Source organism: Aquamicrobium defluvii (assembly GCF_004363725.1).
Lineage (GTDB): Bacteria > Pseudomonadota > Alphaproteobacteria > Rhizobiales > Rhizobiaceae > Mesorhizobium > Mesorhizobium defluvii.
This window is the reverse complement of the sequence record NZ_SNZF01000064.1, coordinates 1-4472: the sequence shown is the minus strand read 5'-3', so window position 1 is coordinate 4472 and position 4472 is coordinate 1. Positions and strand designations below refer to the sequence as shown.

11 protein-coding genes are annotated in these 4472 nt (G+C 60.8%); all 11 read left to right on the top strand.

What is annotated here, in order from left to right:
* The coding region (locus DES43_RS22595; RefSeq protein ID WP_425359079.1) for a hypothetical protein at nucleotides 1–285 on the top strand (285 nt) is incomplete at its 5' end.
* 66 nt (nucleotides 286–351) lie between these two features.
* Nucleotides 352–774 (top strand): hypothetical protein, encoded by a 423-nt coding sequence (locus DES43_RS21940; RefSeq protein ID WP_133676409.1) that lies wholly within the window; start codon nucleotides 352–354, stop codon nucleotides 772–774.
* Nucleotides 771–929, top strand: coding sequence for a hypothetical protein (locus tag DES43_RS22590; protein WP_166647817.1), 159 nt, complete (start codon nucleotides 771–773; stop codon nucleotides 927–929). Before DES43_RS21940 ends, DES43_RS22590 begins: the two co-directional genes overlap by 4 nt.
* Nucleotides 926–1360, top strand: a complete 435-nt coding sequence (locus DES43_RS21935; RefSeq protein ID WP_133676407.1) for an ASCH domain-containing protein — start codon at nucleotides 926–928, stop codon at nucleotides 1358–1360. Before DES43_RS22590 ends, DES43_RS21935 begins: the two co-directional genes overlap by 4 nt.
* 163 nt (nucleotides 1361–1523) lie before the next feature.
* Entirely contained in the window at nucleotides 1524–2033 is a 510-nt protein-coding gene (locus DES43_RS21930; RefSeq protein WP_133676405.1) for a hypothetical protein, read from the top strand.
* The gene (locus DES43_RS21925; protein WP_245514625.1) at nucleotides 2033–2464 is read left to right on the top strand and encodes a DUF968 domain-containing protein; all 432 of its coding nucleotides are present in this window, start codon (nucleotides 2033–2035) and stop codon (nucleotides 2462–2464) included. Before DES43_RS21930 ends, DES43_RS21925 begins: the two co-directional genes overlap by 1 nt.
* Nucleotides 2461–3000, top strand: coding sequence for a hypothetical protein (locus tag DES43_RS21920; protein ID WP_133676403.1), 540 nt, complete (start codon nucleotides 2461–2463; stop codon nucleotides 2998–3000). The genes DES43_RS21925 and DES43_RS21920 overlap by 4 nt, the downstream gene beginning before the upstream one ends.
* Nucleotides 2990–3322 carry a hypothetical protein gene (locus DES43_RS21915; RefSeq protein WP_133676401.1) on the top strand — a complete coding sequence of 111 codons (333 nt, stop codon included), beginning with the start codon at nucleotides 2990–2992 and terminating at the stop codon, nucleotides 3320–3322. Before DES43_RS21920 ends, DES43_RS21915 begins: the two co-directional genes overlap by 11 nt.
* Nucleotides 3315–3959 carry a hypothetical protein gene (locus tag DES43_RS21910; RefSeq protein ID WP_133676399.1) on the top strand — a complete coding sequence of 215 codons (645 nt, stop codon included), beginning with the start codon at nucleotides 3315–3317 and terminating at the stop codon, nucleotides 3957–3959. The genes DES43_RS21915 and DES43_RS21910 overlap by 8 nt, the downstream gene beginning before the upstream one ends.
* The gene (locus tag DES43_RS21905) at nucleotides 3956–4225 is read left to right on the top strand and encodes a hypothetical protein (protein ID WP_133676397.1); all 270 of its coding nucleotides are present in this window, start codon (nucleotides 3956–3958) and stop codon (nucleotides 4223–4225) included. The genes DES43_RS21910 and DES43_RS21905 overlap by 4 nt, the downstream gene beginning before the upstream one ends.
* Nucleotides 4215–4460 carry a hypothetical protein gene (locus DES43_RS21900; RefSeq protein ID WP_133676395.1) on the top strand — a complete coding sequence of 82 codons (246 nt, stop codon included), beginning with the start codon at nucleotides 4215–4217 and terminating at the stop codon, nucleotides 4458–4460. The genes DES43_RS21905 and DES43_RS21900 overlap by 11 nt, the downstream gene beginning before the upstream one ends.
* The last annotated feature ends 12 nt before the right edge of the window (nucleotides 4461–4472 follow it).

The following is a 4472-nucleotide window of genomic DNA, read 5'->3' as shown; positions in this document are numbered from 1 at the left end:
GAAACCATCGAGCATGAACAGGTGGTCGAGGAAACCGGCGAAGTCATCGAAGCCATTCAGGACGGCGAACCGTTCGATCTGGATGCCTTCCTGTCCGAACTCGACGTGTCCATGGCGGCGGGCAAGACGCACGATGAGGTCATCCAGATTTGGGATGACTACGATGTCGAGGCCACGCTGACCGGCGACGATGACGCCATGCAGAAGGCCTTCGACCTTCGCAAGCCGCATATCGCTCGCGTCCTTCGCGCCGAAACCGCCAATCACCCGATCAACGCCGGATAGCGCCCTCCCAAGCGCCCCTCCCCGACAGGTCTCGCGTCCGGGGAGGGTTAGAAACGAGGAAAGAACATGGCAAGGAAACCGGAAAAGCCGATCTACGCCTTTCGCAAGAACGGGAGCGCCCTCGTCCCTGATATGGACATGGATATGCGCGCTCTGGAAGGCGTGGCGAATGGACAGCTTGTTCGCATCGAGGTCAAAGAGTTCCGCAACGTCGCCCGCCATCGCGCCTATTGGGCCATGCTGCATGAAATGGTCGCGGCGACCGAATGCGCGCTCACACCCGAACGGCTTCACGAAGTCATCAAGCTTGAAACCGGCGTTGTGGATCTGATCCGGCTGCCGAACGGCATGACCGTCGCAATACCTGGCTCGATCAGCTTCGACAAGATGGCTGAACCTGAGTTCATCGCATTTCTGGAAGCCGCGCAGCGGTGGCTTGCTGAAACCTACGGATGGGTTTCCGAGCGCGAACGGAGGGCGGCCGCATGACCTTCCCCTACGTCTATTTCTGGCACCGGCAAGGCCGCAAAGGCCAGCGATGCGCCGTCACGGCACGCGGCAAGATGAACAGCATCCGCGTCGTGTTCGAGGATGGATTTCAGATGATTACCAGCGGCAACGCGATCAGGAGGGCGGTGGCATGAGCGATCTGCCCACAAGAGCCATATCCATCCGTCAGCCGTGGGCATGGGCTATCGTAAACGGCGGGAAGGATATCGAGAACCGGGATTGGTACACCGCCGTTCGCGGCCCCGTCTGCATCCATGCCGCAAAGGGCATGGGCAAGCAAGAGTATGCAGACGCCGCCGCCTTTATCACCAGTACCATCGGCAGCGCGCGGGACCAAGAATGGCTGACGAAGTGGCATGGCGTCTGTGCCGCTCCATACCGGCTAGATCGCGGCGGGATCATCGGCGTTGCCGAGATTGTCGATTGCGTTCGGGTGAGTGACAGCCCGTGGTTTTTCGGCCGCTTTGGCTTCGTCCTGCGCAATGCCCGTCCAGTCGATTTTATCCCTGTTCGGGGCGAGCTTGGTTTCTTTAACTGGCGCAAGAATTTGCAGGTGGCAGCATGAAGCCCCGCGCCTCTGCCGTGTCAGCCTCATCAGAAGCCCGCAGAAGCAAGAAGCGGCTGGCGGTCTACGTGAACAAGCACGTCCAGCTTTTGCAGGAGGTCGGACATCGCCTTCCGAGGAAGGTCGTGCGCGTCAAGGCCGCGTCTCGTCCGATGGGAGGCGCATGATGGCCTACTACAAGCCATGCAAGAACTGCGCGGTCGATAAAGCGACTTGCCTTCGCAGGCGTGAGATTGCCAATGGCATTTCCGGTCTGCATGTCACCGTCGTGAATTTTCGCTGTGGCCATCGCAAGCCGCTGTTTCATCCCGGCCAACGCGTCCGCTTCATCTGGACCTCATGGGAGCGCAGCGACTACGACGACGATCACGGCATCGATCTCATCTACCACGGCACTGTGATCGAGGAAAATAGGCTGCGCTTCATCGTCCGCGTTGATGATGGTCCGTCCGCATGCGGAGAGAAGATCGCCGCCCGCGACGTGTTCAAGAACGACAGCCTGGTCATCAAGGTCAAGCCGTCCGACATGAAGGCGCTAGACGAGCCGGATCGCGCGCTTTGCCCTTCGTGCAGCGCCTACGAAGGCGAGGAAGCCCGCTGCCTCGGATGGGAGGACAGCTTCCACAGCTACTGGCCTGACGGTTGCTTCAAGGCAGGAAGGAAGGTGCAGTAATGGCGATGCAACTGCGCAAGGCCCCGACCGCGTTCTCGCTCCAGCCGACCGGCAAAGCATCAAAGCGCGTCGAGAAGCCAGCCTATCTCGACTTCATCCGCTCCCTGCCCTGCATAGTCACGCGCCGCGAGCCGGTCGATGCTGCCCATGTCTCCTATGCCGAACCCCGTGCCGGGAAGCTCGGACGCGGCAAGGCGTCGAAGGAAAGCGATTGCTGGGCGCTCCCGCTGCATCCCGACGAGCACCGCCGCCAGCACTCCATGGGCGAGCGCGAATACTGGAAATCGGTCGGCATCGATCCCGTCACCACGGCGGCTTTCCTCTATGCGGCCTACCCCAATCGTGAGCGGGCGCTGCTTGTCATCAACAACGTAAAACGCGGTCAGGTATCCCGGCCCGCGTTCAACCCGAGCACGGGAGAAACCGCATGATCGATCTCAATGAAAAAGCGCTGGCGGTGATGGATGCCATAAGCGACATAGAGAGGGAAGTTGAATCCGACACGAACGGATTTTGGACGGCGCGAACTGTGATCGCTGCCATCCGCGCGTACCTCGAAGCCGCAACGCCGCCTGATGAACTATCCGGGAATCCCGGAGAGTTAATCGACAAGATGGCCGATGCCATCCGAGGCGACACTGTATTAGACGATACGCCATGGGAAACGCTATCCGAAGATCGGAAGGTCGGGTGGCGTGGTGACGCGGAACGCGCGCTGGCAGTAGTCAAGGAATACTTGACATCTCAAGCCGCCACCGCGCTCCGTCTCTCCGCAGGTGGTGGGGTGCCGGAAGGCTGGAAGCTGGTTCCGGTAGATCCGACGCCGGAAATGCTTGGAGCATTCTGGCGCCAGAAGAATTGCGGCACGCAGGAGGTTGGCGAGCGCGGTCCTCACACAGATGACTGTTCGGCATACCGCGCCATGCTTGCCGCATCCCCCACCGTGGAGGCTGGCCATGTCGAGTGAGATCGTGAAGGCGCTTAAGGCGTGGGACACGTACGATCCCAATATCTCGGAAGAAAAAGTGCTCAGGCAGGCTCACGCCGTCATTGACGCGGCGCGGCCTCTTCTCGCCCGCATCGAAGCCTTGGAAGCCGAGGTGGCGCGGCTGCGGGAGGCGTTAGAGCCGTTTGCGGCAGTTGCCGAGCATGACATTGGCGATGACGAGACTGACGACGACATATTCTGGCCGATCAGCAATGCCCGATACTCCATGTCTGGCAGATTACGCGTCGGCCATCTCCGCGCCGCCCGCCGCGCCCGTGAAGGAGGCAACGCAGATGGTTGAAGTCTTCAAGGGCACGCCCATTCGCCGCATGACGACTGGTGGCAATTACGTCAACCTGACGGCTGATGTTGTCCTGCTATCCGACTACGAAGCCCTCCGCGCCGAGCTTGAGCAGGTGAAGCGGGAGCGGGGTGAGTTTCGCGACATCGCTGCTCGCAAATCCAATCAGGTTGCGGGGCTGATCAAGACCGAAGCCGCCCAGCGCCTTGCCGGGGCGCGGGTGAAGATGCCAAGCGGCGAACTGTGTCGTTACATCGAACAGTGCCGCGAAATATCCAACGGCGGCGAATATCCGTGGTGGTCACGCCTTGCTGAAATCCTCTCCGCCCTTGCCGAGCCTGCCGGAGAGGCGGAGCCGGTTCAAGTCGGATGGGCCTATCGCGACAAGCGATGGGATGAAGATCGCTGGCATGTATGCGGATGGGAGAAGCCTCGTGAAGCCGAAGGGCGAGAGGTCCGCCCGATATTCATCGGAACCACCCCACCCGACGCGAGCGCGATAAGGGAGGCGCTGGATATACCTGAGTGCGTCCTCTCGCTTTGCGCCGACAAGATCACGCTGAGTTTCGAGAGCGGCGAAGATGCCAGATGCGCATTCGACGCTATAGAAGCCGCCCTCGCAGGAGCCAAGCCATGAGCGCGCGGGACGTGATAGCCGAAGAACTGGAGCGCTACACGGTAAGCCCAGGAATTAGGGCGGAAAGCGTCATCGCAGCATTGCGCGCCGCCGGCTATGCGATCCTGTCTCCCGACGAGGTGCGGGCTCTGGAGCGCGCACTATCCAAGGCAGAGGATGGCGCTGGAACTCTCCCAGCCCAAGAGGCTGTAAAGCTTCGCCCATCCGACTGGCACGCTCTCGCTGCCGCAATCCGCTCGCTGAAAGGAGGCCGTGATGCGCAGTGACCGTCTCAAGGCTCTGAAATCTGGTAGCAGCATCGACTTCTGGGGCAATGACAAGCCGAAGTGCCCGCATTGCGGCGACGACTTCGACATTGCCGACAACGAGGCTTGGCATCTCTACAGCGAGGACGGCCCGCACGCGGTCGAGTGCCCGTCTTGCGACCGTGAATTTCAGGTCAGCAGCCTAGCAAGTTGGACGTTCAGCACCGACGAACAGGAATATGACGATGCACAGTGACCTTATCGCCAA

Bases quoted from the DNA above. Each gene is read 5' to 3' on its own strand.
- DES43_RS21930 (WP_133676405.1), top strand. From the start codon at position 1,524: ATGATGGCCTACTACAAGCCATGCAAGAACTGCGCGGTCGATAAAGCG.
- DES43_RS21900 (WP_133676395.1), top strand. From the start codon at position 4,215: ATGCGCAGTGACCGTCTCAAGGCTCTGAAATCTGGTAGCAGCATCGAC.
- DES43_RS21935 (WP_133676407.1), top strand. From the start codon at position 926: ATGAGCGATCTGCCCACAAGAGCCATATCCATCCGTCAGCCGTGGGCA.
- DES43_RS21915 (WP_133676401.1), top strand. From the start codon at position 2,990: ATGTCGAGTGAGATCGTGAAGGCGCTTAAGGCGTGGGACACGTACGAT.
- DES43_RS21925 (WP_245514625.1), top strand. From the start codon at position 2,033: ATGGCGATGCAACTGCGCAAGGCCCCGACCGCGTTCTCGCTCCAGCCG.
- DES43_RS21940 (WP_133676409.1), top strand. From the start codon at position 352: ATGGCAAGGAAACCGGAAAAGCCGATCTACGCCTTTCGCAAGAACGGG.
- DES43_RS22590 (WP_166647817.1), top strand. From the start codon at position 771: ATGACCTTCCCCTACGTCTATTTCTGGCACCGGCAAGGCCGCAAAGGC.
- DES43_RS21910 (WP_133676399.1), top strand. From the start codon at position 3,315: ATGGTTGAAGTCTTCAAGGGCACGCCCATTCGCCGCATGACGACTGGT.
- DES43_RS21920 (WP_133676403.1), top strand. From the start codon at position 2,461: ATGATCGATCTCAATGAAAAAGCGCTGGCGGTGATGGATGCCATAAGC.
- DES43_RS21905 (WP_133676397.1), top strand. From the start codon at position 3,956: ATGAGCGCGCGGGACGTGATAGCCGAAGAACTGGAGCGCTACACGGTA.